Source organism: Pseudorhodoferax soli, assembly GCF_003337555.1.
Lineage (GTDB): Bacteria > Pseudomonadota > Gammaproteobacteria > Burkholderiales > Burkholderiaceae_C > Pseudorhodoferax > Pseudorhodoferax soli.
The window spans coordinates 540,663-563,948 of sequence record NZ_QPJK01000001.1 but is presented as its reverse complement, the minus strand read 5'-3'; the positions used below and the strand labels follow the sequence as shown (position 1 = coordinate 563,948).

Below are 23,286 nucleotides of genomic sequence, written 5' to 3'. Positions count from 1 at the left end.
CGCCGCGGCGGTCCGCACGGTGACAACAGCACGACGCAGCATGCCCATCTCTTCTTCTTCCCTGATCCGCCGCCTGCTCGCGGCCTCTGGCCTGGCGCTGGCGCTGGCCACACCGGCTTTCGCGCAGCACGACCACAAGGCCCATGCGCACGGCCGCATCGAGCTCGACGTGGCGGTGGATGCCCAGCGCATCAGTCTGCGCATGGAGTCGCCCCTGCACGACCTGCTGGGCTTCGAGCGGGCCCCGCGTTCGGTGGCCGAGCGCGGCCGCGTGACGGCGCTGGCAGAGCGGCTGCGCGCGGCCGACAAGCTGTTCGTGCTCGATCCCGCGGGCGAGTGCCAGCTGGCCGACGCCATGGTCGAGGCGCCCGTGCTGGGCCTGGGGGCGGCCGCGGCGCCAGCCTCCGCCGCATCCACGCCGGCGGTGGCGCCCGACGCCGAGGCCCATGCCGACCTGGTGCTGACGGCCAACTTCGACTGCCGCAAGGCCGCGGCCGCGCAGCATGTGGACGTGCGGCTGTTCGATGCCTTCCCGGGCGTGCGCACCGTGGCCGCCCAGGTGGCCGGCCCCCGGGGCCAGGGCCTGACGATGCTGCGCAAGGCCGCGGCCCGCCTGCCGCTCGCCGGCAAGTGAGCACGCCCGTCCTGCAGGTCGAGGGCCTGCGCTTCGCCTGGCCCGGCAGCCGCGAGGACTGCCTGGACATCGCGGCCTTCACCGTGGCGGCCGGCGACACCGTGTTCGTCCACGGCCCCAGTGGCTGCGGCAAGAGCAGCCTGCTGGCCCTGGCCGCCGGCGTGCTGCTGCCCCAGCACGGCCGCGTGCTGCTGGCCGGGCGCGACTGGCAGGGCCTGGGCCGCGCCGCGCGCGATCGCTGGCGCGTGGACCATGTGGGCATCGTGTTCCAGCAGTTCAACCTGCTGCCCTACCTGAGCGTGCTCGACAACGTGCTGCTGCCCTGCCGCTTTTCAAAGCAGCGCCAGCGCGCGGCGGCGCAGCAGGGCGGCTCGGCGCGTGCGCAGGCGGGCCACTGGCTGGCGGCCATGGGACTGGACGAGGCGCTGTGGTCGCGCCAGCCCGGCCAGCTGTCGGTCGGCCAGCAGCAGCGCGTGGCGGCAGCGCGTGCGCTGGTCGGCATGCCGGCCCTGGTGATCGCCGACGAGCCGACCTCGGCGCTGGACGAAGACCGGCGCGACGCCTTTGTCGACCTGTTGCTGGCGGCCTGCGCGGGCGCGGGCAGCGCGCTGCTGTTCGTGAGCCACGACCGGCGGCTGGCGCCGCGCTTCGGTCGCCAGGTGGCGCTGCCCGAACTCAACCGCGCGGCGGCGGGGAGGGCCGTGGCATGAAGCCCTTCCTCGCCTTGCTGGCGCTGCGCAGCGCCTGGAACCGCCGCTTCACGCTGGCGCTGACGATCGCCTCGATCGCGCTGTCGACCTTCATGCTGCTGGGCGTGGAGCGCATCCGCAGCGACCTGCGCGACAGCTTCGCCTCGGCCGTCTCAGGCACCGACCTCATCGTCGGCCCGCGCACGGGCTCGGTGCAGCTGCTGTTGTACTCGGTGTTCCATGTCGGCGGCGCGCGCAACAACATCGGCTGGAACACGGTGCAGGCGCTCAAGGCGCAGCCGGCCGTGGCCTGGGTGGTGCCGCTGTCGCTGGGCGATGCGCACCGCGGCTTTCCGGTCATGGGCACCAGCGTCGAGATCTTCGCGCACTTTCGTCATGGCGAGCGCCAGCCGCTGCGCCTGGCGCAGGGCCAGCCGTTCGCCCAGCTGTTCGACGCGGTGATCGGCGCCGAGGTGGCCGAGCGCCTGGGCTATGGCCTGGGCCAGCGGATCACGCTGGCGCACGGCGGTGGCGAGCTGGAGCAGGACAGCCACGCCGACAAACCCTTCGGCGTGGTCGGCGTGCTGGCGCGCACCGGCACACCGATCGACCGCAGCGTGCTGATCAGCCTGCAGGCCATGGAGGCGCTGCACGCCGACTGGATCGGCGGCATGCGGCTGCCGGGCCGTGCGGCCGCGGCGCTGCCGGCCGACCTCACGCCCAAGTCCGTCACGGCGGCGTTGGTCGGCCTCAAGAGCCGGGCGCAGGTGTTCTCGGTGCAGCGCTGGGTCAACAACTACGGCGGCGAGCCGGTCATGGGCATCCTGCCCGGCGTGGCCATGGACGAGCTCTGGGACGTGATTGGCCCCGGCGAGCAGGCGCTGCTCGCCATGTCGGGCCTGGTCGCGCTGGTCAGCATGGCGGGCCTGGTGGCCGTGGTGCTGGCCGGCCTGAACGAGCGCCGGCGCGAGCTGGCGGTGCTGCGCGCCGTGGGCGCCGGCCCGGTGCAGGTCATGGGCTTGCTGGCACTGGAAGGGCTGTGGGTCACGCTGGCCGGCCTGATGCTGGGCCTGGCGGCGCAGTGGGCCGTGATCGCCGCGACCGGGCCCTGGCTGCAGGCGCAGTTCGGCCTGAGCCTGCAGCTGGCTTTGCCGAGCGCAGCACAATGGATGTTGCTGGCCGCCTTGCTGGTGGCTGGATTGCTGGCCAGCCTGGTGCCGGGCTGGCGCGCCTACCGTTTGTCCCTGGCCGACGGCCTGACCCCGAGGATTTGATATGTTGCAAAACCGTGACCGCCTGCCGACGCGCCGGGCCGCCCTGGTCGCCTGTGCCGTTGCCGCCCTGGCGCCGCTGGCCGCCCGGGCCGCGCAGTTCCGCGAGATCACCTGGACCGAGCTGGTGCCGGCAGGCTGGGATCCGGCCAAGGACCTGCAGGGACTGAGCGGCGGCGCCGGCGGCCTGCAAGACACCGACCCGCGCGCCAAGGAGCTCATGGACAAGCTGCGCGAGATCTGGGACAACGCGCCCACCGTCGCCGCCATGAACGGCATCGACGCCAAGCTGCCCGGCTACCTCGTGCCGCTGGAGGAGGGCAAGCAGGGCATCCGCGAGTTCCTGCTGGTGCCGTACTTCGGCGCCTGCATCCACACGCCGCCGCCGCCGTCCAACCAGATCCTGCTGGGCCGGGCCGACAAACCCTTCACGGGCCTGCGCACGATGGAAGCGGTCTGGGTCTACGGCCGGCTGGAGATCGAGCGTGCGCCGTCGTCGATGGGCGTGGCCGGCTACACCATGCGCGTGGCCAAGGTCGAGAAGTACCGAGAGAAATAAGGCGTGGAGCGCAGTACCCGCCAGCGCGACGCGATCCGCCAGGCCCTGGTGCAGGCCGGTCGGCCGCTGCTGCCCACCGAGATCCTGGCCGCAGCGCAGATCGAGGTGCCGGCGCTGGGCATCGCCACCGTGTACCGCAACCTCAAGCAGCTGGCCGAGGCGGGCGAGGTGCAGAGCGTGGAGCTGCCCGGCGAGGCGCCGCGCTTCGAGCCGGGCGGGCACCACCACCACCACCACTTCAGTTGCACGGCCTGCCACCGCGTATTCGACGTGCACGCCTGCCCTGGCGACATGCACAAGCTGGCGCCGCCGGGCTTCGCGGTGGAGCGCCACGAACTCACGCTGTATGGCCGTTGCGACGAGTGCGCGGCACCCAAGCCCAGCCGCCGCGGCGCGGCCCTGCGGCGAGGCTGAGAAAAGCGCCCGTCGACGCGCTTTTGTCCCACAATGTTCGGGCGGGCCGATGGCGAGAATGCGCTCGTCGGGCGTGCTGGCCCGCCCACAGGAGGACGTATGGACAGCTTGCGAACGCGTGCGGCCCTGGCCGTCGGTCTGCTGGCGTGCGCCTGCGCTTTCGCGCAGGGCAGCAGCACCTCATCCTCACCTCCATCCGGCGCGAACTACGAGCTGCGCCGCGGCAGCTGGTTGCCGGGCGGCTATGCGGGGATCAACCTGGGCCGTCCGAGCTACCGGCTCGATTGCGGCCCGGGCGGCTGCGACCAGCCCAGCCTGTCGGGCAATGCCTATGTGGGCGGCATGTTCACGCCCAACTTCGGTGCCGAGATCGGCCTGCTGAGCATGGGTGATCTCGAGCGCGGCGGCGGCGACACCCGGGCCGAGGGCGTCAATTTCAGCCTGGTCGGCCGTGCGCAGGTGGCTGCCGGTGTCGGGGTGTTCGGCCGCGTCGGCACCACCTGGGGGCGCACACGCATCGACGCCGCGCCCGGCGCCGGCATTGCCACCGGCCGCGCGAGCGGCTGGGGGCCGGCCTACGGCCTCGGTGTGGACTGGGCCTTCAGCAGCAACTGGTCGGCGGTGCTGGATTGGCAGCGCCACCGTTTCGATTTCGCTGGCGACGACAATGGCTGGGTCCGTTCCACCAGCATCGGGCTCAAGTACCGCTTCTAGACACTGCCTCCATGCCCCAGACCCGTATCCTGTACGTCGAAGACAACGAAGACCTGCGCGATTCCATCGCCATGCTGCTGGAGGAGGAGCCCGGCTACGCCGTGAGGGTCTGCGCCAGCGGCGAGGAAGGCCTGGCCCTGCTGGCGCAGGACGATTGCGACATCCTGATCACCGACGTGGGCTTGCCCGGGCTGTCGGGCGTGGAACTGGCACAGCAGGTGCTGGCGCGCAAGCCGGCACAGCACGTGCTGCTGTGCTCGGGCTACGACATGGGGGGCGAGCTGGCGGCGCTAGGGCCGCACGTGCATGCCCTGACCAAGCCTTTTGAAGTCGACGCGCTGGAGCAACTGCTGCATAAGATGGTGGCCTCGCTAGGCAAGGCGTGAGGCCGGCGCGGGCGCTTGTGCGGACGCTTCAGTAGCGCCGTTCCATCCAGCCGACCGCCTGGTCGCGCAGCTGCACGATGCGCGACCAACTCACGCACATGCGGGCGTAGGCGCGCAGCACGTCGGTGCTGACCGGGGCCTCCATGCCGTCCATGGCGGCGGGTTCCAGTCGGTCGCGCGCCACCGTCTCGAATTCGCTGCTCGCTTGCAGCCATTGGTCGGCCAGGTCGCCATAACCGGAGTCGTGCAATGCCATGCACGTGTCGTCCCGCCGGTGCTCCTCGATCAGAGCCAAGGCCTGTGCCTGGTGCAAATCCATGTCGCTTTCCCCTCTTTCTGCGCCCAGACGCCGCTGTTGCATCTGGTTTCGGTGGGGATATTGCGTGTCCGCAAGCGGGCTGCTTGTAGGCCGTTGGCGCATGCACACGTGCGGCTTGTCCGTGGTCGGCTGACAAGCGCGGGCGCGATGGCGCGCGACGGGAGCGGCCCACACACTTGGACGGCACCAGCCTACAGGCCGTGGCACGCCGTTGCTCGAGGATCACTAGGCACGTGTTTGCGTGCGTTACGGATGGAGGATCCGATGAAGACGTTCCTGTTGGCAACCGTTGCGGCACTGAGCATGGCCACCGCTTCCGCCCAGATCGGCAAGGCCGCCTCGGAGGCGACCGATGCCACCAAGCACAAGATCGACCAGAAACGCGCCGAGAACGAAGCCGAGAAGAGCGGCCCTGTGGGCAAGGTGGTCAACAACGTGAAATCGGATTACCACAAGAAGCAATCCCAGCGCTCCGCCGGCAAGGCCAAGAAGGCGCTCAAGGACGCCGGCTGAGCTGGCGCTGCAGGAAGGCGGGCCCTCAGGCGGATTCCGCCCAGGCCAGCGCCTGCAGGTGCGCCATGTTGACCTGCCGGCTCGACAGGGCCAGCGCATTGGCCACACGCGCGAAGACCGCGTCGTCGCCGCGCTCGCAGGCCTCCGTCAATTCGAGGAAGGGCGCATACAGGCCACGGCGGTGCTGCAGCGCATCGACCACCGGCTCGGGCAGTTCGACCGACTCCAGCGCCTTGGCCATGGGCACACCCAGCATGCTGTCCAGCAGCGAGAACACGCCGACGGTGAAGGCGTTGTCGCATTCCTCCGGTGACAGCAGTTCGGCCGTCAGCAGCTCCATGAGACGGCCGCGGACCACCGCGGTGTGGCCGATGGCCGGTGGCGGCCCACCGCTGTGCGAGGTGCTCATCAGCAGCGCGGCCCAGCGGAACAGCTTGTGCATGCCGAGGATCATGACCGCGTGGCGGAATGAGGTGATCTCGCAGTTCAGCCCGAAGCCCGAGGCATTGATGAAGCGCAGCAGATTGAACGACAGCGTGGGGTCGCGCTTGAGCAGATCTTCCAGTTCGGTGGCGTCGGCCTGGTTCCGCACGAGGTTGATGAGCCGGATGATCGTCGCCTGCGATGGCCGGATCGTCAGGGCCTTGACCATCGTCGGCTTGGCGAACCAGTAGCCCTGGAACAGCTTGACACCGTAGCTGGCCAGCAGCTTGTGCTGCTCGCCCGTTTCCACCTTTTCGGCCACCAGCTGGGCGTTGGTGTTGCTCCGCGCGAACTGCACGAAGGCTTCCACCTTGTCGCTGGACAGCACCATCAGGTCCAGCTTGACGTAGGCCGCCAGCGGGCGCCAGGGTGCGTAGCCGCGCGTCAACACGGTGTGGTTGAAGGCGAAGCGAAAGCCTTCCTTGTGCAGCTTCTGCATGACCTCGGCCATCTTGGCGATGAGGGCGGGGTCGTGCCCGGCGATCGGCGGCACCTCCAGCACCACCTTGTCCGGGTGGATCAGCTCCAGGTGGCCACCGGCCAGGCTCTCGTGCGTGCAGTTGATGAACACGAGCTTGTTGCCGACCAGGGTCTCGGTGTCGGCGAACGACAGCGCGTTGAACAGCAGGGCGGCGTCGCTGTCGGCCGTGTGCTGGCTGGGCGAGGTCGATCGGTCGAAGAGCTCGTAACCGAGCACCGTCCGGGTGTCGTCCACGATGGCCTGCCGCGCGATCACGACCTGGTTGTCGGCATCGCCGGGAGGCGGCTTCATGGGTGTCAGCGCGTCGGAGATGATGGACATGGTGCAGGCTCCGTGCGGGCAAGCGGTTCTGGACAGCGGGCAGGCGTTGGCTGGTGCGGGTGGGCGTGGCTCACTCGACCAGGGCGTCGGCCCAGGCCAGCGCATCGAGGTGCGCCAGGCTGACCTGGCGCTCGGTGAGGTGCAGGGCCGCCGTGGCACGGCGGAATGACTCGGCATCGCCGGTTTCGCAGGCCTGCGCCAGGGCCAGCAGGTCGGCATACGGGCCATTGCCGTGCAGCAGCGCGTCGACGATCGGTGGCTGCAGCGTCAGCAGGCCCACGGCCTGCTCCATGGGCATGCCCAGCATGGTGTCCAGCAGCGAGAACACGCCCACCACGAAGGCGGCATCGCACTCTTCGGGCGACATCGACTCGGCCGCCAGCAGTTCCATGAGCCGGCCGCGGACCACCGCCGTGCTGCCCACCACCGGCGACGCTGCGCCGCCGGCTGCCGTCGTCAGCAACAGTGCGGCCCAGCGGAACAGCTTCTTCAGGCCCAGCAGCATGACGGCCTGACGGAACGAGGTGATCTCGCGCGTGAGCCCGAAGCCTGAGGAATTGATCAGGCGCATCAGGTTGAAGCCCAGCATCGCGTCCTTCTTGAGGACCTGCTCGATCTCATCGGTGCTGGCCTGGTTGCGCACCAGGTTGATGAGCTGGATCACGTTGGCCTGGGAGGGGGGCAGCAGGCGCGTCTTGATCAGGTCGGGCTTGGCGAACCAGTAGCCCTGGAACAGCTCCACGCCATAGCCGGCCAGCTGCTCGTACTGGGCGGCGGTCTCGGTCTTCTCGGCGATCAGCCGGGCGCCGGTACGGGTCTGCGCGGCCTGGATCAGCTTGGGCAACTGCATCGGGTCGATGGCCGCGAGATCCATCTTGATGAAGTCGGCCAGCGGCTGCCAGCTGGCATAGGCCGGATCGAGCACCTGCTGGCTGAAGGCCAGGCGGAAGCCGCGCTTGCGCAGCCCCAGCAGGGCATGCGAGTGCGCGTCGATCTCGGCGGGTGCGTCGCCCGCGATGCCTTCGATCTCCAGCACCAGCCGTTCGGGCTGGACCAGGTCCAGGTGGCCGCCGGCCAGGCTGTTGTGCGTGCTCTTCACGAAGATCGCGAACTGGCCGACCAGGGCCTCGCTGCCGGTGTGGGCCAGCGCGCTGAACACCAATGCCACATCGTGCGCCGGCGTATGCGCCTGGCCCGGGTGCGAGCGGTCGAACAGCTCATAGCCGAACACCGCCCGGCGTTTGTCCACGATGGGCTGGCGGGCGATCAGCATGGACGCGGTATCGGCAACGGTCATGGGGGGGTGGCAGTTCAACCAGAATGGAGTCTTGGCGAATTCTAGGGCGCTACGTTTCATTCGCACGCCATCTCATTCCAATGGGCTCCCACACTTGACCCAATCTTCGAACATCGAAGCCGGCCTGCGCCCGGCCGCGCTGTGTGCGTTGTGCGAAAGCGCGCCTGCGCGCAAGGCCGCGCTGGCCCGTGCGCTGGACGATGGCCTGGCGCTGGACGTGCGGCAGCCGCTGCAGCGACCGGCACCGGTGCCGGGCCGCCCGGCCCAGCCCGTGCTGGTGCCCCACCAGCAGCTCAAGCCGCGGCCGGTGCACACGCCGGCGGGCCGCGCGGTGCTGCTCCACGCGCTGGCGCACATCGAGTTCAACGCCATCAACCTGGCCTGCGACATCCTGTGGCGCTTCCCCGGCCTGCCCGAGGCCTTCTACCGCGACTGGGCCCGCGTCGCGCGCGAAGAAGCGCTGCACTTCCAACTGCTGGCAGCGCACCTGGCGGAACTCGGCCATGCCTATGGCGACTTCCCGGCCCACAACGGCCTGTGGGACATGGCCGAGAAGACCCAGGACGACCTGCTCGCCCGCCTGGCGCTGGTGCCGCGCACGCTGGAGGCGCGTGGCCTGGACGCCGCACCCCCGATCCGTGCCAAGCTGGTGGCCGCGGGCGACCTGCGCGCCGGCGAGATCCTGGACGTGATCCTGGCCGACGAGGTCGGCCATGTGGCCATCGGCAACCACTGGTACGGTTGGCTCTGCGGAGCGCGCGGGCTGGAGCCGGTGGCCACCTACGCCGAGTTGGCCCGCCGCTACGGCGCACCGCGCCTGCGCGGCCCATTCAACCTGGACGCGCGGCGCGCTGCCGGCTTCAGCGAGGCCGAGCTCGCGGCCCTGCAGCAGCCGGACGCCTCCCTACAATGACCTGAGACACCACCACGAGGACGCAACATGGCTTTGTACGCATTGGATGAACGCACGCCCCAGGTGGCAGAGACAGCCTGGGTGGCCGAGAGCGCCCAGGTGATCGGTGGCGTGGCGCTGGGGCCGGACGCCAGCGTCTGGCCGGGCGTGGTGATCCGCGGCGACAGCGGGCCGATTTCCGTGGGCGAGGGCAGCAACATCCAGGACAACAGCGTGCTGCACGCCGACGAAGGTGTGCCGCTCACCATCGGCAAGCACGTCACCGTGGGCCACCAGGTCATGCTGCACGGCTGCACCGTGGGCGACGAGTCGCTGATCGGCATCGGCGCCATCGTGCTCAACAACGCGAAGATCGGCCGCAACTGCCTGGTCGGCGCGGGTGCGCTCGTGACCGAAGGCAAGGAATTCCCGGACGGCTCGATGATCGTCGGCAGCCCTGCCAAGGTGGTGCGCCAACTGACGCCCGAGCAGGTCGAGGGCCTGCGCCGCAGTGCCCAGCACTACATGGCCAATGCCCGGCGTTACCGTGCCGGCCTGCGGAAGATCGGCTGATGTCGGAATTGCGCAAATTCCTGTTCGACGGCCTGCCCGTACGGGGCGCCATCGTGCGCCTGACCGACGCCTGGCAAGAAGTGCTGCGCCGGCGTGCCTCCAACACCACGGCCGGGGCCTACCCCGTGCCGGTGCAGTCGCTGCTGGGCGAGATGACGGCCGCGGCCGTGCTGATGCAGGCCGGCATCCAGTTCGACGGCGCGCTGGTGCTGCAGGTCTTCGGCGACGGCCCGCTCAAGCTGGCCGTGGTCGAGGTGCAATCCGACCTGCGCGTGCGGGCCACCGCTTCGCTGACGGGCCCTGTCGAGAGCGGTGCCACGCTGGCCGAGCTGATCGACCAGACCGGCCAGGGCCGCTGCGCGATCACGCTCGACCCGGCGCGCAAGCAGCCGGGCCAGCAGCCCTACCAGGGCGTGGTGGCCCTCAGCGATGGCGAGGGGCAGAGCTTCGGCCGCATGGCGCAGGTGCTGCAGCACTACATGCGGCACAGCGAGCAGCTGGACACCGTGCTGGTGCTGGCGGCCGATGCGCAGGTGGCCGCCGGGCTGCTGATCCAGCGGCTGCCCGTCAAGGGCGAGGCCAACCTGGCCGGCCAGGCCGGGCAGGCCAATGAGGGCGAGGAAACCGATCAGGCCGACACCCAAGGCCAGAACGAGGACTTCAACCGCATTGCTCACCTCGCCAGCACGCTCAAGCGCGAAGAGCTGCTGAGCCTGGACATCGACACCGTGCTGCGCCGCCTGTTCTGGGAAGAGGGCGTGCTGACCTTCGCGCCGCTCACCGGCGACAGCGGCCCGCGCTTCGCCTGCACCTGCAGCCGCGAGCGGGTGGCGCAGATGATCCGCGGCCTGGGCGTGGCCGAGGCCGAGTCCATCCTGTCCGAGCGCGAGAACATCGAGGTCGGCTGCGAGTTCTGCGGCCAGCAATACCGCTTCGACGCGGTGGACGCTGCGCAAATCTTCGCGCCGCCGGGTTCGCTGCCGCCGGGCAGCCAGGCCGTGCAGTAAGGGCTGCTGCCGGCGCGGCCGGCGCCGGCTCAGCGCGCCGTCAGGCGCTGGAACAGCCGGTGCTCGCAGCTCGCGTCGCCATCGCAGCCACAGCGCCAGCGTGCCCGTGGCGGCGGCTCCGGCAGCGGTTCGAGCCGGCCGGCGAGCGCTGGCAGATGGTGCAGCGCGCGTTCGGCGCGGGCCAGGCGCGCCGCGCCGCTGCCGTAGACCACCTGGTAGGGCAGGCCGGCACCCTCCAGCGCGGCGCGCACCAGCGCATCCACGGGCGCCTGCACATGCGGGCCGTCGCGTTGCAGGCCATCGGCCACCCAGGGCAGATCCAGGCCCATCAGCAGGGTCAGTGCGTAGCCGCGCTGGTGTTCCAGCGCGAAGGGGTAGAGGGAACGGTCTTTGAACAGCAGATCGCTGTAGACGGCGACCATCAGCGGCGTGGTGTCTGCGATGAGCAGCTCGGGCGCCTTGGCGGCGGCGGCATCGATGGCGCCGGCGTGCGCCCGCGCAATGCCATCCTGCTCCTCCGGGCGCGGCGTGCGGCCGGCGTCCAGGCACCACTGGCGCAGCAGCTCGGGCACCAGTGCCACCCCGAGGCCGCGCGCGGCGAGCGATTGCGCCAGCGCCTGGGACAGTGCGGTCTTGCCGCTGCTCTCGGCACCGAGCAGCGCGATCCGGATGCTCACAGGGTGCCCGGAACGGCCGTGGCGAGCCGACGCTTCCAGGCCTGCCAGCCCAGCCAGCTCAAGCCGATGAATGCGGTGTAGAGCAGCGTGGTGAGCCACAGGCCCTTGTAGGCGAACAGGCCCACGCTGACGGTGTTGACGACCAGCCAGACCAGCCAGTTCTCGATGTACTTGCGCCCCAGCAAGTACTGGCCGACCAGGCTCACGGCCGTGGGGAAGGCGTCCCACCAGGGCACGTCGGTGTCGGTGAAGCGCATGAGGAACAGCGCCACCAGGGGCCACAGCACGGCGCATGCGGCCACCACGGCCCAGCAGCCCCGGGCGGACAGGCGCGCCACGCGCAGCGCCGAGCCGTCCGGCCGGTGGCCGCGCAGCCAGTTGAACCAGCCCCACAGCGCCACGCTGGCGAAGAAGATCTGCAGCGCGGCATCGCCATAGAGCTTGCTGCGCGAGAAGAGGCCGAAATACAGCAGCGAACTCACGATGGCCAATGGCCAGCCCCAGTGCCGCTCGCGGATGTTGAAGCCCACCATGGCCAGCGCCAGCAGCACGGCCAGGAGCTCGAGCCAGCTGCTGGCCACGCCCCACAGCGTGAAGGCCGGCTCCAGCAGCCACAGCCACAGGGCGATCAGCGGCTCGGGCATTCAGCGCGTCAGCTGGACGAACAGTTCGTTGGGCTTGACCATGCCCAGTTCGCCGCGGGCCTTTTCTTCCACCATCTCCAGGCCGTCCTTGAGGTCGGCGACCTCGGCCGCGAGGCGGTCGTTGACGGCCTGGGCCTTGGCATTGGCGGCCTGCTGGTCGATCAGCCGCTCCTGCAGCTCGGCCACGTTGGAGATGCTGCCGCGGCCAAACCACAGCTGGGCGTGCACGACGGCCAGCAGCACCAGCAGCACGGCCGGAACGAAGCGCGAGCCCATGGGAACGGCGACGGAGCAGGTGGGAGCGAAACGCTCAGCGCAGCACGTTGAACGCGCGGCGGCCCGGGTAGCGTGCGACGTCGCCGAGGTCTTCCTCGATGCGCAGCAGCTGGTTGTACTTGGCCATGCGGTCCGAGCGCGACAGCGAGCCGGTCTTGATCTGGCCGGCGTTGGTGCCCACCGCGATGTCGGCGATCGTGGAGTCTTCGGTCTCGCCCGAGCGGTGGCTGATGACCGAGGTGTAGCCCGAGGTCTTGGCCAGCTCGATGGCGGCGAAGGTCTCGGTCAGCGTGCCGATCTGGTTGATCTTGATCAGGATGGAGTTGGCCACGCCACGCTCGATGCCCTGCTGCAGGATCTTGGTGTTGGTCACGAACAGGTCATCGCCGACCAGCTGCACGCGCTTGCCCAGCACGTCGGTCTGGTGCTTCCAGCCATCCCAGTCGCCTTCGGCCATGCCGTCTTCGATGCTGATGATGGGGTACTTGTCGCACCAGCCGGACAGCATGGCGGTCCACTCTTCGCTGGACAACGACAGGCCTTCGCCTTCGAGCACGTACTTGCCGTCCTTGTAGAACTCGGAGGCGGCGCAGTCCAGGCCGAGGGCGATCTGCTCGCCGGGCTTGTAGCCGGCTTGCTCGATGGCCTGCAGGATCATCTGGATGGCGGCTTCGTGGCTCGCAACGCTGGGGGCGAAGCCGCCCTCGTCGCCGACGGCCGTGCTGATGCCCTGGTCGTTCAGGATCTTCTTGAGCGCGTGGAAGGTCTCGGTGCCGTAGCGCAGCGCTTCGCGGAAGCTGGGTGCGCCAACCGGGATGATCATGAACTCCTGCAGGTCCAGCGAGTTGTTGGCGTGGGCGCCGCCGTTGATGACGTTCATCATCGGCACCGGCAGCGAGATGCCGCCCATGCCGCCGAAGTAGCGGTACAGCGGCAGGCCCGATTCCTCGGCGGCGGCACGGGCCACGGCCATGGACACCGCCAGCATGGCGTTCGCGCCCAGGCGGGACTTGTTCTCGGTGCCGTCCAGGTCGATCAGGGTCTTGTCCAGGAAGGCCTGCTCGGAGGCGTCCAGTCCCAGCACGGCTTCGCTGATCTCGGTGTTGACATGCTCGACGGCCTTGAGCACGCCCTTGCCCAGGTAGCGGCTCTTGTCGCCGTCACGCAGTTCGATGGCTTCGCGCGAGCCGGTGGAGGCGCCGGACGGCACGGCGGCGCGGCCCATGGTGCCGGACTCCAGCAACACGTCGCACTCGACGGTGGGATTGCCGCGGCTGTCCAGGATCTCGCGACCCACGATGTCTACGATGGCACTCATTGATGCTTCTTTCTAAGAGCTAGGGAATCCTTGGGGCGGCGGCGTTCAGACGCCTTCGACCACGACCATGCGCATGATGGCCGCGCCCTGGCGCGCGGCGCGCGCCTTGCCGTACTCGGGCGAATCGTTGAAGGCCTTGGCCGCCTCGACGGTGGGGAACTTGAGCATCACCATGCGCGTCGGGCTCCAGTCGCCTTCCAGCACTTCGACCTTGCCGCCGCGCACGCAGACTTCGGCGCCATGGGCCTGCATCGCCGCGGACGACCACTTCTTGTAGTCCTCGTACTGCGCGGGGTTGGTGACGGTCACATCGGCAATGATGAAGGCGCTGGGCATGGTGTCGTGGTCTCCTGGTGCGGCGTGGCTCAGGCCACTTCGGCGGCTTGGGTCGGCTGCGCAAGGCCGGCGCTCTGCTGGTCCAGCGCAGCCTTCACGAAGGCGTTGAACAGCGGGTGCCCATCCCACGGCGTCGACTTGAACTCGGGGTGGAACTGCACACCCATGAACCACGGGTGCTGACTCTTCGGCAGCTCGACGATCTCGGTCAGCTGCTCGCGCTGCGTCAACGCGGAGATCACGAGGCCGGCGGCGCGCAGCTTGTCCAGGTACTTCACGTTAGCTTCGTAGCGGTGGCGGTGGCGCTCGGTCACCACGTCGCCGTAGATCTCGTGGGCCAGCGTGTTCTTGGCCACGTCGGAGCTCTGCGCGCCCAGACGCATGGTGCCGCCCAGGTCGGACTTCTCGTCGCGCGTCTTGATGCTGCCGTCGGCGTCCTTCCACTCGGTGATCAGCGCGATCACGGGGTGCGGCGCAGTCGGCTCGAACTCGGTGCTGTTGGCATGGGCCAGGCCCGCCACGTGGCGCGCGAACTCGATGGTGGCGACCTGCATTCCGAGGCAGATGCCCAGGTAGGGCACGCGCTGCTCACGTGCATAGCGCGCCGCGCAGATCTTGCCTTCGACACCACGCTTGCCGAAGCCGCCCGGCACCAGGATGGCGTCGTACTGCGCCAGCTGCGCCACGTTGCCGGGCGTGATGGTCTCGGAATCGAGGTAGCTGATCTTCACGCGCGCATGGTTGCGCATGCCGGCATGGCGCAGCGCCTCGTTGAGCGACTTGTAGCTGTCGGACAGGTCGACGTACTTGCCGACCATGGCGATGTTGACTTCGTGCTGCGGGTGCTCGGTCTCATACACCAGGTCGTCCCAGCGCTTGAGCTTGGCCGGTGGCGTGTTCAGGCGCAGCTTGTCGCAGATCAGGCCGTCCAGGCCCTGCTCGTGCAGCATGCGCGGCACCTTGTAGATGGTGTCCACGTCCCACATGGAGATCACGCCCCAGCGCGCCACGTTGGTGAAGAGCGAGATTTTCTCGGCTTCCTCGTCGGGAATGCGGCGGTCGGCGCGGCACAGCAGCGCATCCGCCTGGATGCCGATCTCGCGCAGCTTTTGCACCGTGTGCTGCGTGGGCTTGGTCTTGAGTTCGCCGGCCGCGGCGATCCAGGGCAGGTAGGTCAGGTGCACGAAGGCGGCCTGGTTCGGGCCCATGCGCAGGCTCATCTGGCGCACGGCTTCCAGGAAGGGCAGCGATTCGATGTCGCCCACGGTGCCGCCGATCTCGACGATGGCCACGTCGACCGCGTCCGGCGTGCCGACACCGGCGCCGCGCTTGATGTACTCCTGGATCTCGTTGGTCACGTGCGGGATCACCTGCACGGTCTTGCCCAGGTAGTCGCCGCGGCGTTCCTTCTCCAGCACGGACTGGTAGATGCGGCCCGTGGTGAAGTTATTGGTGCGCCGCATGCGCGTTTCGATGAAGCGTTCGTAGTGGCCCAGGTCCAGGTCGGTCTCGGCACCGTCGTCGGTCACGAACACTTCGCCATGCTGGAACGGCGACATCGTGCCCGGATCGACGTTGATGTACGGATCGAGCTTGATGAGGGTGACCTTCAGGCCACGCGATTCCAGGATCGCAGCAAGGGAGGCTGAGGCGATTCCCTTGCCGAGGGAGGACACCACACCGCCGGTGACGAAGACGAATTTGGTCATGTCAGGGTCGGGAAAACGTTCCCGGGGAGGTGGTAAAGCGAGATTATAGGAGGGCGCCCGGCCCCATTGCGGTGCGGCCGCGGGTGGCCTTGCCTTGTCTGCTAAATTGCGCCCCCACGTGCAACGAGGGAACCCCATGGACAACTCCGCCCAGCCGCAGCCGGGCGCGGCAGGCGATCTGGCCGGCCGCCACATCGTGCTGGGCCTGACGGGCGGCATTGCTTGCTACAAGTCGGCCGAGCTGTGCCGGCTGCTCATCAAGCAGGGTGCGACCGTGCAGGTGGTCATGACCGAGGCGGCCGAGCAGTTCATCACGCCCGTGACCATGCAGGCGCTGTCGAACCGGCCGGTCTACGGCTCGCAGTGGGATGCGCGCGAGCCGAACAACATGCCGCACATCAACCTCTCGCGCGAGGCCGATGCGATCGTGCTGGCGCCGTGCAGTGCCGACTTCATCGCGCGGCTCGTGCATGGCCGTTCCGACGAGTTGCTGAGCTTGCTGTGCCTGGCGCGGCCGATGCAGCGCGTGCCGCTGCTCGTGGCGCCGGCCATGAACCGCGAGATGTGGCTGCACCCCGCGACCCAGCGCAACATGGCGCAACTGGCCTCGGATGGCGCCGTGCTGCTGGGCGTTGGCAGCGGGCCGCAGGCCTGCGGGGAGACCGGCGACGGTCGCATGCTGGAGCCGGCCGAGATCGTCGACGACCTGATCGCCCACCTGTCGCCCAAGCCGCTCGCGGGCCAGCACGTGCTCGTCACGGCAGGGCCGACCTTCGAGGCCATCGACCCGGTGCGCGGCATCACCAATCTGTCCAGCGGCAAGATGGGCTTTGCCATCGCGCGTGCCGCGCGCGAAGCCGGTGCCCGCGTGACGCTGGTGGCGGGCCCAGTGCACCTGGCCACGCCGCGTGGCGTGGCGCGCGTGGACGTGCGCTCGGCGCAAGACCTGCTGCTGGCCGTGGAGCAACATGTGGACGCGGCCTCGGTGTTCGTCGCCACGGCTGCCGTCGCCGACTGGCGGCCTGCGCATGCGGCCGAGCAGAAGATCAAGAAGGACGGCTCGGGCCAGGTGCCGGCGCTGAGCTTCGTCGAAAACACCGACGTGCTGGCGCGCGTGGCGCAGTCGCCGCGCGCCCGAAGCGGTGCGCTGTACTGCGTGGGCTTCGCCGCCGAGAGCGAGGCCCTGCTGCAGAACGCCCAGGCCAAGCGGGCCCGCAAGGGCGTGCCGCTGCTGGTGGGCAACATCGGCCCTGCGACCTTCGGCCAGGACCACAACGCCTTGCTGCTGGTCGACGAGGCTGGCGCGCGCGAACTGCCGCATGCGTCCAAGCTGGCGCTGGCGCGCCAGCTGGTGGCCGAGATCGCCACGCGCTTGAGCTGATGCACTCGCCCTACGACACGCCGCCCGATGGCGACTTCGCGCGCTACATCGAGCAACTGACCCGGCCGCAGCCGCCGGCCGGCGCGCCTGCGCCGAAGCGCCCGCCGCGCATGCCCGTGGCCAAGGCCATCCCCGCAGCCGCCAAGGCCTTCGCGCCGCTGCGCCAGCTGGTGCAGGGCGCGCTGTTCCTGTATGTGGTTTGGTTGATGCTGTCCGCGGCCGTGCCGCTGCTCGCCCCCTGGGGCGCTCTGGTCGCGCTGGCCTACCTCGTCTTCGCCTTCCTGCGCCTGCGCCATCTGCCATGGCGCAACCTGCTCCCGCAAAAACGATGAACATCGACGTCAAGATCCTCGATCCCCGCATGGCCGAACAGCTGCCGGCCTATGCCACTCCGGGCAGTGCCGGCCTGGACCTGCGGGCCTGCCTGGAGGCGCCGCTGCTGCTGGCGCCCGGCGCCTGGCAACTGGTGCCCACCGGCATCGCCATCCACCTGGCCGACCCGGGCTACGCCGCCATGATCCTGCCGCGCTCGGGCCTGGGCCACAAGCACGGCATCGTGCTGGGCAACCTGGTGGGTCTGATCGACAGCGATTACCAGGGGCAGCTGATGGTGAGCGCCTGGAACCGCAGCAGCACGGCCTACACCGTGCAGCCCATGGAGCGCATTGCGCAACTCGTGGTGGTGCCCGTGGTGCAGGCGACGTTCAACATCGTGCAGGACTTCGAAGCCTCCGCCCGCGGCGCGGGCGGCTACGGCTCGACCGGCACCGCCTGAGCCGCGTTGCAGCCGCTCAGTGCAGGGTGTCGTTGCCGGCCACCGGCACCTGCACCTTGAAGAAGCCCGTGCCGGCGGTGCCGCGGCCGATCTCGTCCTCGGTCGCCTCGCGCACGGCGTTGACCGTCAGTGACAGGCGCAGCGCGATGCCGGCCAACGGGTGGTTGCCGTCCAGCACCACGTGCTCGGGGTAGATCTCGGTCACGGTGTACATGCGGTTGCGCGGGATGGCGGCCGACAGGCCCTCGGGCAGGGCCGTGCCTTCGAAGCTCATGCCTTCCTCGAGCGCATCGGGGAAGAGCGCGCGCGGCTCCAGGAAGATCAACTCCTCGTTGAAGTCGCCGAAGGCCTCCTCGGGCTCCAGGTGCAGGTGCAGCGTGTCGCCGGCCGCATGGCCTTGCAAGGCCTCTTCGACCTTGGCCAGCAGATCGTCGCCACCGACCAGGAATTCCACGGGGTCGCTCAGCACGTCCAGGTCTTCGCCCAGCGTGTCCTTGAGGGTCCAGGTCAGCGCCACGACGCATTGGGGGATGATTTCCATGGAAGAATTGTCGCAGCTTCGCCCCGTCGACTTGCCGGCGGGGCGATGGCGTTTTTGCACAGGACCCGATGGACACCACCCAACCTCTGCCGCTGCTGGGCGGCCTCACGCCCGAGCGCTTCATGCACAAGCACTGGCAGAAAAAGCCCCTGCTGGTGCGTGGCGCCATTCCCGGCTTCAAGGCTGTGCTCGAACGCAACGCGCTGTTTGCGCTGGCCGGGCAGGAGGGCGTGGAGTCGCGCCTGGTGCAGCAAGGCCCCAAGGGCTGGACGCTCCGGCAAGGCCCGTTCGCGCGGCGCGCATTGCCGCCGCTGAGCCGGCGCGCGTGGTCGCTGCTGGTGCAGGGCGTGGATCTGCACAGCGACGCCGCTCACGCGCTGCTGCAGGCCTTCCGCTTCGTCCCCGATGCGCGGCTGGACGACCTCATGGTCAGCTACGCCACGGACGGTGGCGGCGTTGGCCCGCACTTCGACAGCTACGACGTGTTCCTGCTGCAGGCCCATGGCCAGCGCCGTTGGCGCATCGGCCGCCAGCGCGACTTCCAGTTGCAGCAGGGCGTGCCGCTCAAGATCCTGGCCGCGTTCGAGCCCGAGGAGGAGTACGTGCTGGAACCGGGCGACATGCTCTACCTGCCGCCGCGCTACGCGCACGACGGCGTGGCCATCGGTGAGTGCATGACCTATTCCATCGGTTTTCGCGCGCCGAGCCGCGGCGGCATCGCACGCGAACTGCTGCAACGCCTGGCCGACACGGCCGAGGAGGGCTTGGGTGCCACGCTGTACCGCGACCCCAAGCAGCCGGCCACGGCGCAGCCGGCTGCCGTGCCAGCCGATGTGCGCGCCTTCGCGGCCGATGCCTTGCGTGCGCTGCTCGACGATCCGGCCGCACTGGACTGCGCGCTGGGCGAGATACTCAGCGAGCCCAAGGCCCAAGTGTGGTTCGGCGACGGGGCGGATCTGCCCGATGGCTGCGGCGTTGCACTGGACCGGCGCAGCCGCATGCTCTACGACGCCGGACATGTCTACCTCAACGGCGAGAGCTGGCGCGCTGGTGGCCGCGATGCGCGCCTCATGCAGCGCCTGGCGGACCTGCGCGGCCTGTCTGCGCGCGAGGTGGCCAGCGCCAGCGACGGCGCGCGCGCACTGTTGGCGCAGTGGTGTGAGGACGGCTGGCTGCAGCCGCAGCCGCATGGCTGACGACGCCACGCCGGCACTGCCGCAAGGCCGCTTCGAGGGCCGCGCGCAATTCCGTGAGTGGCTGTGCGCAGGCCTGCAGGCGGCGGCGCGCGCCGGCTGGGCCGAGTTGATCCTGGCCGATGCCGACTTTGCCGACTGGCCGCTCGGCGAGCGCGCCGTGATCGCCGAGCTGCAGGCCTGGGCACGGCCCGGCCGCCGCTTCGTGATGTTGGCAGCCGATTACGAGGAAGTGCAGCGGCGCCATGCCCGCTTCGTGCAATGGCGCACGCAATGGGACCACCTGGTCAGCTGCCGCGCCTGCAAGAGCGCGGACCGGCAGGACTTCCCGAGCGCGCTGTGGAGCTCGCACTGGAGCCTGCGCCGGCTCGACGCCGTGCATTGCACCGGCTGGGCCGGCCCGGAAGCCGCACGGCGCGTGCAGACGCAGGAACTGCTGGCCGAATCGCTGCGGCGCAGCACGCCCGCATGGGCGGCCTCCGTGCTGGGCTTGTGAGGGTCTAGGGTTTACACCTTATTTACAAAGCCCCCTGCCTATAATCGGAGGCTGAGCTGAAGGCGACCTTGTGCTTTCATCTCGGTTGCTGCAGGCCCTTGTTCTTCTGGCGGGACTGCATCTCTTCAGGATTGTTTTCCAGAGAACACAAAGGATTCATGCAATGAACAAGAAACTCGTTCTGGCCGCTCTGATGGCCGCTGCTGCCCTGGCCGCATGCGGCAAGAGGGAAGAGCCGGCGCCCGCGCCCGCTCCGGCCGTCGAAGCACCGGCTCCCGCACCTGCACCCGCCGCCGCTCCGGCCGAAGCTGCTGCTTCCGCCGCTGCCGACGCCGCCAGCGCCGCCTCTGCAGCTGCCAACTCGGCCGCTTCGGCCGTGGGCTCTGCCACGGAAGCTGCCAAGGACGCTGCCGCTGCTGCCGTTGGCAACGCCACCGAAGCTGCCAAGGACGCCGCCGCTGCTGCTTCCGATGCCGCCAAGGCCGCTGCCGAAGCAGCCAAGGGCGCTGCCAAGCAATAAGCTGCCTCGCAGCCTGCAAAAAAGCCACCGCAAGGTGGCTTTTTCGTTGGTGGGTGGTGCCTAGACCTGGATCCAGTCCGTGCCCGTGACCGGATCGGCCACGCCCAGCGCCAGGCCGCCGCAGCCTGCGGCGCCAGCCAGCGCGGCCAACGCCAGGTCGGGCCGGTTGTTCTGCCGGCTCAGGTGGGCGGCGACGATCTGCTGCAGCCCTTGCGCCGCCAGCGCCGTGGCGATGCCCGCAGCCAGCGGGTTGGCCAGATGGCCGTGCGTGCCGCCCACGCGCCGCTTGAGGAAGTACGGGTAGGCCGAGGCTGCCAGCAGTTCCGGGTCATGGTTGCATTCCAGCAGCATGGCGCGGCAGCCGGCCAGCTGCGCCAGCACGTGCGGCGTGGCATGGCCCAGGTCGGTCAGCACGCCCAGGCAGGCGGCGCCGTCGGACAGGCGCAGCTGCAGCGGCTCGCGTGCGTCGTGCGGCACGGTGAAGGGGCGAAACTGCAGCGCCCCCAGGTCGACCGCGTCGCCATCGCGTGCGATGTGCAGCAGGTCGCCCAGGTCGGGCGCGCCGATGGCCTGGTGCGTGCCGTGGCTCATCCACAGCGGGATGCGGTGGCGCAGCGCGATCTTGCACGCGCTGCCGATGTGGTCGCTGTGCTCGTGCGTGACGAAGATCGCGTCGATGTCGGCCATGTCCAGGCCAGCGAGGCCGAGGCGCGTGGCCAGCGTCCGCGGGCCCAGGCCACAGTCGATCAACAGGCGGTTGGGCCGGCCGCCGTCACGGGCTTCCACCACGGTGGCGTTGCCCGTGCTGCCGCTGCCCAGGTTCTTGAAGCGCAGCATCTGTGCGCGGGCCCCTCAGCGCAGGTCGTCGGCGATGACCTTGACGATGTTCTGGGCATCGGCCTGCTTGGCCGGGCCGCCGTCGGCACCCAGCACGGCCACCGTGCTCGTCTCGCCCTGGCTGCGCACGGTGATGCGGTACTTGAGCGGTGCCTCGGTCTTGGAGCCACCACCGAACAGCTTGCCGAAGAAGCCGGGCTCGGCCTTGTTCGGGTCCGGCGCCACATAACGCACGAAGTAGGTGCCCTGGCTGCGGTCGCGGTCTTCCACGGTGAAGCCGGTGCGGTCCAGCGCCAGGCCGACACGGCGCCAGGCGCGGTCGAAGCCGTCGTCCATCTGCACCACGGGCTGGTTGTTGACGCTGGCCACGCGGGTGGTCGAGCGCACGGTGGTTTCGGACACGGCGGCAGCCTTGACCTGCTCGTCGCGGCTACCGAGCTTGACCAGCAGGCGGCGCAGGAACTCGGCCTCGAGCTCCGGGTCGACGGCGCGCGGCTGCCAGACGGTGCGGTCGCGCGCGTTGGTGTCGGGGTAGACCTCGATCATGCCGCGGTGGCTGATGAAGACTTCAGCGCCCGTGGCCGTGCGCTCGATGCGCGTGCGGAAGCGGTCGCGCTCACCGGTCGAGTAGACCGAGTCCAGCACCTTGCCCAGCGTGCTGCGGATGAAGTCCTGCGGCAGCTTGGCGCGGTTCTCGGCCCAGTCGGTTTCCATGATGCCCAGGTTGCGCTGGTCGATCGTGAGCAGGAAGCCGTTCTCCTGCCAGAAGTCGCGCACCTGTTCCCAGAGCTTTTCGTCCGGCGCGCGGCTCAACACCAGCCAGCGCGTGTTGCCGTCGCGTTCGATGCGCACGTCGCCGATCTGGCTGGCCGCGATCGGCACGCCAGCCTGCTGTTGCGGCTGGGTGGTCTGGTAGGCATTGGCCGACACGGTGCTGCCGGGCACGACATAGCGGCTGTCGCGGCTGAGCTGCGTGAGATCCGGTGGCACCTCCAGCGTGGGCGCCTTGCCGGCGCTTTTGTAATCGATCTTGCTGCCTTCGAGCACCGAGCAGGCGCCAAGCGCCAGGGACAGCGCGAGCAGCGCCAATCGAGCGGGAAATTTCACGGACGGGATTCCTGTAGAAAGACCGGGGCGCCGGCGGCTCAAAGAAGGCCGCTGGCGCGCAATGCCGCTTCGACGACGGCTTCGTTGTTCTGGGCCAGTGGGGTCATCGGCAGCCGCATGGTGCCGCCACACAGACCCATGCGGGCCATGGCCCACTTCAGTGGGATGGGGTTGGCTTCGACGAAGAGGTGCTTGTGCACGGGCAGCAGCTTGCGCTGGATCTCCATGGCGCCACGGGCGTTGCCGGCGATGGCTGCCACGCAAAGTTCATGCATGAGCCGCGGCGCGATGTTGGCCGTCACGCTCACGTTGCCCTGGCCGCCGCACAGCATCAGCGCCACGGCGGTCGGGTCGTCGCCCGAGTAGATGGCAAAGCCCTTGGGCACGTCGCGGATGAGCCACTGTGCGCGCTCGATGTTGCCCGTGGCTTCCTTGATGCCGACGATGCCGGGCACCTGGGCCAGGCGCAGCACGGTGTCGTGCGCCATATCGGCCACGGTGCGGCCGGGCACGTTGTACAGCACGGTGGGCAGGTCGCCGACGGCTTCGGCAATGGCCTTGAAGTGCTGGTACTGGCCTTCCTGCGTCGGCTTGTTGTAGTAGGGCACGACCTGCAGCTGGCAGTCGGCGCCGACCTTCTTGGCGAAGCGCGCCAGCTCGATGGCTTCCGACGTGGAGTTGGCACCGCAGCCGGCCATGATGGGCACACGGCCCTTGGCCTGCTCGACCGAGACGCGGATGATCTCGCAGTGCTCTTCGACGTTGACCGTCGGCGACTCGCCGGTCGTACCCACAACGCCGATGCAGTCCGTGCCTTCGGCGATGTGCCAGTCGATCAGCTTGCGCAGCGTCGGGTAGTCCACACTGCCGTCTTCCAGCATGGGAGTGACGAGGGCGACGATGCTGCCGGTAATGGGGGTCAT

Annotated in this window: 30 protein-coding genes; 17 read left to right on the top strand and 13 right to left on the bottom strand. The window is 69.3% G+C overall.

All coding sequences use genetic code 11. The features are described from left to right. Window positions 1-40 precede the first annotated feature (40 nt). The 7 genes from DES41_RS02530 (at window position 41) to DES41_RS02500 (ending at window position 4,667) form a co-directional block, all read left to right on the top strand. The gene (locus tag DES41_RS02530; RefSeq protein WP_114465569.1) at window positions 41-634 is read left to right on the top strand and encodes a ZrgA family zinc uptake protein; all 594 of its coding nucleotides are present in this window, start codon (window positions 41-43) and stop codon (window positions 632-634) included. Then, window positions 631-1,344 (top strand): ATP-binding cassette domain-containing protein, encoded by a 714-nt coding sequence (locus DES41_RS02525; protein WP_114465567.1) that lies wholly within the window; start codon window positions 631-633, stop codon window positions 1,342-1,344. The genes DES41_RS02530 and DES41_RS02525 overlap by 4 nt, the downstream gene beginning before the upstream one ends. Then, the gene (locus DES41_RS02520) at window positions 1,341-2,597 is read left to right on the top strand and encodes an ABC transporter permease (RefSeq protein WP_114465565.1); all 1,257 of its coding nucleotides are present in this window, start codon (window positions 1,341-1,343) and stop codon (window positions 2,595-2,597) included. Before DES41_RS02525 ends, DES41_RS02520 begins: the two co-directional genes overlap by 4 nt. Before the next feature lies 1 nt (window position 2,598). Next, window positions 2,599-3,153 (top strand): DUF3299 domain-containing protein, encoded by a 555-nt coding sequence (locus DES41_RS02515; RefSeq protein ID WP_114465564.1) that lies wholly within the window; start codon window positions 2,599-2,601, stop codon window positions 3,151-3,153. A gap of 3 nt (window positions 3,154-3,156) precedes the next feature. Next, a complete protein-coding gene (locus DES41_RS02510) occupies window positions 3,157-3,567 on the top strand; it encodes a Fur family transcriptional regulator (protein WP_114465562.1) in 411 nt (136 codons plus the stop codon). Between the two features lie 99 nt (window positions 3,568-3,666). Beyond that, the gene (locus tag DES41_RS02505) at window positions 3,667-4,281 is read left to right on the top strand and encodes an outer membrane beta-barrel protein (protein ID WP_114465560.1); all 615 of its coding nucleotides are present in this window, start codon (window positions 3,667-3,669) and stop codon (window positions 4,279-4,281) included. 11 nt (window positions 4,282-4,292) lie between these two features. Continuing rightward, a complete protein-coding gene (locus tag DES41_RS02500) occupies window positions 4,293-4,667 on the top strand; it encodes a response regulator (protein ID WP_114465559.1) in 375 nt (124 codons plus the stop codon). Between the two features lie 28 nt (window positions 4,668-4,695). On the opposite strand, the gene DES41_RS02495 is transcribed toward DES41_RS02500, so the two are convergent. After that, window positions 4,696-4,986 carry a hypothetical protein gene (locus DES41_RS02495; RefSeq protein ID WP_114465557.1) on the bottom strand — a complete coding sequence of 97 codons (291 nt, stop codon included), beginning with the start codon at window positions 4,984-4,986 and terminating at the stop codon, window positions 4,696-4,698. Window positions 4,987-5,250: 264 nt separating this feature from the next. On the opposite strand from DES41_RS02495, the gene DES41_RS02490 reads away from it, so the two are divergent. Further along, entirely contained in the window at window positions 5,251-5,499 is a 249-nt protein-coding gene (locus tag DES41_RS02490; RefSeq protein WP_114465555.1) for a hypothetical protein, read from the top strand. Between the two features lie 25 nt (window positions 5,500-5,524). Here the strand turns inward: DES41_RS02490 and DES41_RS02485 are convergent, their stop codons facing one another. Next, entirely contained in the window at window positions 5,525-6,784 is a 1,260-nt protein-coding gene (locus DES41_RS02485) for an EAL and HDOD domain-containing protein (RefSeq protein ID WP_114465553.1), read from the bottom strand. Window positions 6,785-6,854: 70 nt separating this feature from the next. Continuing rightward, window positions 6,855-8,081, bottom strand: a complete 1,227-nt coding sequence (locus DES41_RS02480) for an EAL and HDOD domain-containing protein (RefSeq protein WP_114465551.1) — start codon at window positions 8,079-8,081, stop codon at window positions 6,855-6,857. Between the two features lie 94 nt (window positions 8,082-8,175). Here DES41_RS02480 and DES41_RS02475 point away from each other — a divergent pair, with 94 nt between their 5' ends. The 3 genes from DES41_RS02475 to hslO are packed head-to-tail and all read left to right on the top strand — an operon-like array spanning window position 8,176 to window position 10,553. Next, window positions 8,176-8,994: a ferritin-like domain-containing protein gene (locus DES41_RS02475; protein ID WP_425466327.1), complete on the top strand. Its 819-nt coding sequence runs from the start codon at window positions 8,176-8,178 to the stop codon at window positions 8,992-8,994. Between the two features lie 27 nt (window positions 8,995-9,021). Next, window positions 9,022-9,546, top strand: coding sequence for a gamma carbonic anhydrase family protein (locus DES41_RS02470; protein WP_114465548.1), 525 nt, complete (start codon window positions 9,022-9,024; stop codon window positions 9,544-9,546). Further along, window positions 9,546-10,553, top strand: coding sequence for an Hsp33 family molecular chaperone HslO (gene hslO / locus DES41_RS02465; protein WP_114465546.1), 1,008 nt, complete (start codon window positions 9,546-9,548; stop codon window positions 10,551-10,553). Before DES41_RS02470 ends, hslO begins: the two co-directional genes overlap by 1 nt. Before the next feature lie 29 nt (window positions 10,554-10,582). Here the strand turns inward: hslO and DES41_RS02460 are convergent, their stop codons facing one another. Genes DES41_RS02460 through DES41_RS02435 form a run of 6 tightly spaced genes read right to left on the bottom strand, consistent with a single transcriptional unit; the run spans window position 10,583 to window position 15,513 of the window. After that, a complete protein-coding gene (locus tag DES41_RS02460) occupies window positions 10,583-11,230 on the bottom strand; it encodes an AAA family ATPase (RefSeq protein WP_245965544.1) in 648 nt (215 codons plus the stop codon). Further along, on the bottom strand, window positions 11,227-11,874 hold the full coding sequence (gene pnuC / locus DES41_RS02455) for a nicotinamide riboside transporter PnuC (protein ID WP_114465544.1): 648 nt from the start codon (window positions 11,872-11,874) through the stop codon (window positions 11,227-11,229). The genes DES41_RS02460 and pnuC overlap by 4 nt, the downstream gene beginning before the upstream one ends. Beyond that, a complete protein-coding gene (locus tag DES41_RS02450; RefSeq protein WP_114465542.1) occupies window positions 11,875-12,150 on the bottom strand; it encodes a septum formation initiator family protein in 276 nt (91 codons plus the stop codon). 34 nt (window positions 12,151-12,184) lie between these two features. Beyond that, on the bottom strand, window positions 12,185-13,468 hold the full coding sequence (gene eno, locus DES41_RS02445) for a phosphopyruvate hydratase (protein ID WP_114465541.1): 1,284 nt from the start codon (window positions 13,466-13,468) through the stop codon (window positions 12,185-12,187). A 45-nt stretch (window positions 13,469-13,513) separates the two neighbouring features. Next, window positions 13,514-13,804, bottom strand: a complete 291-nt coding sequence (locus DES41_RS02440) for a DUF1330 domain-containing protein (RefSeq protein WP_114465540.1) — start codon at window positions 13,802-13,804, stop codon at window positions 13,514-13,516. A 29-nt stretch (window positions 13,805-13,833) separates the two neighbouring features. After that, the gene (locus tag DES41_RS02435; protein WP_114465538.1) at window positions 13,834-15,513 is read right to left on the bottom strand and encodes a CTP synthase; all 1,680 of its coding nucleotides are present in this window, start codon (window positions 15,511-15,513) and stop codon (window positions 13,834-13,836) included. Between the two features lie 136 nt (window positions 15,514-15,649). Between DES41_RS02435 and coaBC the strand changes: the two genes are divergently transcribed. The 3 genes from coaBC to dut are packed head-to-tail and all read left to right on the top strand — an operon-like array spanning window position 15,650 to window position 17,669. Beyond that, window positions 15,650-16,894 carry a bifunctional phosphopantothenoylcysteine decarboxylase/phosphopantothenate--cysteine ligase CoaBC gene (gene coaBC, locus DES41_RS02430; protein ID WP_114465536.1) on the top strand — a complete coding sequence of 415 codons (1,245 nt, stop codon included), beginning with the start codon at window positions 15,650-15,652 and terminating at the stop codon, window positions 16,892-16,894. After that, window positions 16,894-17,226, top strand: coding sequence for a hypothetical protein (locus tag DES41_RS02425; RefSeq protein WP_114465534.1), 333 nt, complete (start codon window positions 16,894-16,896; stop codon window positions 17,224-17,226). Before coaBC ends, DES41_RS02425 begins: the two co-directional genes overlap by 1 nt. Next, window positions 17,223-17,669 (top strand): dUTP diphosphatase, encoded by a 447-nt coding sequence (gene dut, locus DES41_RS02420; RefSeq protein WP_114465532.1) that lies wholly within the window; start codon window positions 17,223-17,225, stop codon window positions 17,667-17,669. The genes DES41_RS02425 and dut overlap by 4 nt, the downstream gene beginning before the upstream one ends. A gap of 16 nt (window positions 17,670-17,685) precedes the next feature. Here the strand turns inward: dut and DES41_RS02415 are convergent, their stop codons facing one another. Next, window positions 17,686-18,210 (bottom strand): FKBP-type peptidyl-prolyl cis-trans isomerase, encoded by a 525-nt coding sequence (locus tag DES41_RS02415; RefSeq protein WP_114465530.1) that lies wholly within the window; start codon window positions 18,208-18,210, stop codon window positions 17,686-17,688. Between the two features lie 68 nt (window positions 18,211-18,278). Between DES41_RS02415 and DES41_RS02410 the strand changes: the two genes are divergently transcribed. The 3 genes from DES41_RS02410 to DES41_RS02400 all read left to right on the top strand — a co-directional run bounded on the left by DES41_RS02410 (window position 18,279) and on the right by DES41_RS02400 (window position 20,419). Continuing rightward, window positions 18,279-19,406, top strand: a complete 1,128-nt coding sequence (locus tag DES41_RS02410; RefSeq protein ID WP_114465529.1) for a cupin domain-containing protein — start codon at window positions 18,279-18,281, stop codon at window positions 19,404-19,406. Continuing rightward, window positions 19,399-19,899, top strand: a complete 501-nt coding sequence (locus DES41_RS02405; protein WP_114465527.1) for a hypothetical protein — start codon at window positions 19,399-19,401, stop codon at window positions 19,897-19,899. The genes DES41_RS02410 and DES41_RS02405 overlap by 8 nt, the downstream gene beginning before the upstream one ends. Before the next feature lie 163 nt (window positions 19,900-20,062). Further along, entirely contained in the window at window positions 20,063-20,419 is a 357-nt protein-coding gene (locus DES41_RS02400) for a hypothetical protein (protein ID WP_114465525.1), read from the top strand. Window positions 20,420-20,479: 60 nt separating this feature from the next. On the opposite strand, the gene DES41_RS02395 is transcribed toward DES41_RS02400, so the two are convergent. From DES41_RS02395 to dapA, 3 genes are read right to left on the bottom strand one after another with little or no spacing between them, the layout of a single operon-like run. Further along, window positions 20,480-21,256: an MBL fold metallo-hydrolase gene (locus tag DES41_RS02395; protein WP_114465523.1), complete on the bottom strand. Its 777-nt coding sequence runs from the start codon at window positions 21,254-21,256 to the stop codon at window positions 20,480-20,482. Between the two features lie 15 nt (window positions 21,257-21,271). Next, window positions 21,272-22,363, bottom strand: coding sequence for an outer membrane protein assembly factor BamC (bamC, locus tag DES41_RS02390; protein ID WP_114465521.1), 1,092 nt, complete (start codon window positions 22,361-22,363; stop codon window positions 21,272-21,274). Between the two features lie 38 nt (window positions 22,364-22,401). Further along, window positions 22,402-23,286: a 4-hydroxy-tetrahydrodipicolinate synthase gene (dapA, locus tag DES41_RS02385; RefSeq protein ID WP_114465519.1), complete on the bottom strand. Its 885-nt coding sequence runs from the start codon at window positions 23,284-23,286 to the stop codon at window positions 22,402-22,404.

Excerpts from the sequence above, each read along its gene's own strand:
- DES41_RS02530 (WP_114465569.1), top strand. The coding sequence starts at position 41 with ATGCCCATCTCTTCTTCTTCCCTGATCCGCCGCCTGCTCGCGGCCTCT.
- DES41_RS02520 (WP_114465565.1), top strand. The coding sequence starts at position 1,341 with ATGAAGCCCTTCCTCGCCTTGCTGGCGCTGCGCAGCGCCTGGAACCGC.
- DES41_RS02515 (WP_114465564.1), top strand. The coding sequence starts at position 2,599 with ATGTTGCAAAACCGTGACCGCCTGCCGACGCGCCGGGCCGCCCTGGTC.
- DES41_RS02505 (WP_114465560.1), top strand. The coding sequence starts at position 3,667 with ATGGACAGCTTGCGAACGCGTGCGGCCCTGGCCGTCGGTCTGCTGGCG.
- DES41_RS02500 (WP_114465559.1), top strand. The coding sequence starts at position 4,293 with ATGCCCCAGACCCGTATCCTGTACGTCGAAGACAACGAAGACCTGCGC.
- DES41_RS02495 (WP_114465557.1), bottom strand. The coding sequence starts at position 4,986 with ATGGATTTGCACCAGGCACAGGCCTTGGCTCTGATCGAGGAGCACCGG.
- DES41_RS02490 (WP_114465555.1), top strand. The coding sequence starts at position 5,251 with ATGAAGACGTTCCTGTTGGCAACCGTTGCGGCACTGAGCATGGCCACC.
- DES41_RS02485 (WP_114465553.1), bottom strand. The coding sequence starts at position 6,784 with ATGTCCATCATCTCCGACGCGCTGACACCCATGAAGCCGCCTCCCGGC.
- DES41_RS02480 (WP_114465551.1), bottom strand. The coding sequence starts at position 8,081 with ATGACCGTTGCCGATACCGCGTCCATGCTGATCGCCCGCCAGCCCATC.
- DES41_RS02470 (WP_114465548.1), top strand. The coding sequence starts at position 9,022 with ATGGCTTTGTACGCATTGGATGAACGCACGCCCCAGGTGGCAGAGACA.
- hslO (WP_114465546.1), top strand. The coding sequence starts at position 9,546 with ATGTCGGAATTGCGCAAATTCCTGTTCGACGGCCTGCCCGTACGGGGC.
- pnuC (WP_114465544.1), bottom strand. The coding sequence starts at position 11,874 with ATGCCCGAGCCGCTGATCGCCCTGTGGCTGTGGCTGCTGGAGCCGGCC.
- DES41_RS02450 (WP_114465542.1), bottom strand. The coding sequence starts at position 12,150 with ATGGGCTCGCGCTTCGTTCCGGCCGTGCTGCTGGTGCTGCTGGCCGTC.
- eno (WP_114465541.1), bottom strand. The coding sequence starts at position 13,468 with ATGAGTGCCATCGTAGACATCGTGGGTCGCGAGATCCTGGACAGCCGC.
- DES41_RS02440 (WP_114465540.1), bottom strand. The coding sequence starts at position 13,804 with ATGCCCAGCGCCTTCATCATTGCCGATGTGACCGTCACCAACCCCGCG.
- DES41_RS02435 (WP_114465538.1), bottom strand. The coding sequence starts at position 15,513 with ATGACCAAATTCGTCTTCGTCACCGGCGGTGTGGTGTCCTCCCTCGGC.
- coaBC (WP_114465536.1), top strand. The coding sequence starts at position 15,650 with ATGGACAACTCCGCCCAGCCGCAGCCGGGCGCGGCAGGCGATCTGGCC.
- DES41_RS02425 (WP_114465534.1), top strand. The coding sequence starts at position 16,894 with ATGCACTCGCCCTACGACACGCCGCCCGATGGCGACTTCGCGCGCTAC.
- dut (WP_114465532.1), top strand. The coding sequence starts at position 17,223 with ATGAACATCGACGTCAAGATCCTCGATCCCCGCATGGCCGAACAGCTG.
- DES41_RS02415 (WP_114465530.1), bottom strand. The coding sequence starts at position 18,210 with ATGGAAATCATCCCCCAATGCGTCGTGGCGCTGACCTGGACCCTCAAG.
- DES41_RS02410 (WP_114465529.1), top strand. The coding sequence starts at position 18,279 with ATGGACACCACCCAACCTCTGCCGCTGCTGGGCGGCCTCACGCCCGAG.
- DES41_RS02405 (WP_114465527.1), top strand. The coding sequence starts at position 19,399 with ATGGCTGACGACGCCACGCCGGCACTGCCGCAAGGCCGCTTCGAGGGC.
- DES41_RS02400 (WP_114465525.1), top strand. The coding sequence starts at position 20,063 with ATGAACAAGAAACTCGTTCTGGCCGCTCTGATGGCCGCTGCTGCCCTG.
- DES41_RS02395 (WP_114465523.1), bottom strand. The coding sequence starts at position 21,256 with ATGCTGCGCTTCAAGAACCTGGGCAGCGGCAGCACGGGCAACGCCACC.
- dapA (WP_114465519.1), bottom strand. The coding sequence starts at position 23,286 with ATGACCCCCATTACCGGCAGCATCGTCGCCCTCGTCACTCCCATGCTG.